Source organism: Candidatus Aegiribacteria sp., assembly GCA_021108435.1.
Taxonomy (GTDB): domain Bacteria; phylum Fermentibacterota; class Fermentibacteria; order Fermentibacterales; family JCC-6; genus Aegiribacteria.
Map to the genome: position 1 here is coordinate 1 of JAIOQY010000099.1, position 1,739 is coordinate 1,739.

General features: G+C 48.8%; 1 protein-coding gene. It reads right to left on the reverse strand.

Features of this window, described 5'->3' with window-relative positions; translation table 11 throughout:
• Window positions 1–158: 158 nt before the first annotated feature.
• A partial coding sequence (locus K8R76_06015) for an ATP-binding cassette domain-containing protein (protein MCD4847726.1) occupies window positions 159–1,739 on the reverse strand: 1,581 nt, incomplete at its 5' end.

Below are 1,739 nucleotides of genomic sequence, written 5' to 3' on the forward strand. Positions count from 1 at the left end.
TCTGGAACCTGAAACCTGGGGCAGCATCAAGACCCTCTTCTAGAAATTTCTAAAAGAAAATCCTCATGTCGTTTTTAACAGTGGGTGGCACGTTTTTATTAAGAGTTGGCGACCCAGACGGATATGTAAGTGCCGCAAGTGACGTCCGACCCCAGAAATTACTCACCCATCATTTCAGCCAGCTCGTTCCACATCTCCTGATAACCCTCGATCTCTTTGCACACGTAAGCGTGTTCCCGCTGAAGCTCCATGATCCTTGTGCCGTCAGCCAGAACAACGGGGTCTGCCAGGAGCCCTTCGAGCTGTTCCCTTTTTTCCTCCAGCGGCAGGAGTTTTCTCTCTACTCTGTCAATCCTGATCTGGATCTTCTTATGCTTTCTGTACTGCTCTTTGCGCTCCGCTGCTTCTTTTCGCTTTCTGGCGTTTTCCAGTTCTCTTGGTGACCTGGTCTTCGGTGAATCAGTCTGTTTTGCTTCAAGCATTCTCCTGATCTTCTCCTGCTTCTTCCGAAGGTAGTACGCGAAACTTCCCTGAAACAGACTGACTTTTCCCCCCTGGACTTCGTAGACTTTTTCTGCCAGGGCGGACAGCAGCTGTTCATCATGACTGATGAGGATCAGCGTACCTGGATATTTTTCAAGCGCTTCCTGCAGAACATTTCTCGAAAAGATGTCGAGGTGATTAGTCGGCTCATCAAGTATCAGGAGATTAACAGGACTCAGAAGAACCCGAGCCAGAGCAAGCCTGCTTTTCTCTCCTCCTGACAGAATTCCCGTTTTCTTGAAAGCATCGTCTCCGGTAAAAAGAAAGCCGCCGAGTATTCCCCTGAGTTCCTTTTCGCTGCTTGAAGGGCTGATCGCTGAAAGCTGTTCAATAAGATTCAAGCCGGGATTGAGACCCTGATCAACTTCCTGTGTGTAGAAACCGGTACTGACTCTCGAACCGCGATTGAAGTTTCCCGATGAAGGTTTTTCCACACCTGCGAGAATCCTGGAAAGAGTGGATTTGCCTTCGCCGTTTTTCCCAACGATTCCGATCCGTTCTCCCCTTTCAACCGAAAGATCCACATCGCTGAAAACAGTCCGGTCATATCTCATTGAAACTCCATCCAGGCGGGCAACGATCTCGCCACTCCTTGGAGGGTCAGGAAAACGGAGTTTCATGTGTGATGGATCTCTGTGAGTCTGAATAACTTCCATCTTCTCAAGCATTTTCTCGCGGCTTCGAACCTGAAACCGCTTACTCTCAGTTGCTTTGAAACGTTTGATGAACCGCTGGATCTTCTCTATCTGCTCGGTCTGGTGTTTTGCCTGCTTTTCCCTTGTAGTTATATCCTCACGCTTCTTCTTCTCGTAAAAGGTATAATTTCCTTTGTAGGAAGACAGCTTTCCAAATTCGAGTTCGTACACCTGAGTTACCACCCGATCCAGAAATCCCGGATCATGGGAGATAATCCATACAGCGCCCCGGAACCTTTTCAGATACTCCTCGAGCCAGATTCTGGCGTCGAGGTCCAGATGGTTCGTGGGTTCATCGAGCAGAAGCAGATCAGGATCGGCAAGAAGCAGCGAAGCCAGCTGCGCTCTCATCCTCCATCCACCTGAGAACTCCTCGAGCGGTTTTGAAAAATCATCAGTTAAGAATCCCAGACCGGATAGAACTTTCTCAGCCCTGCTCCTGATGTTGAATCCGTCCCCTGAATCAATAAGATCATGAGTATCGGACAATTTCCTGAGCAG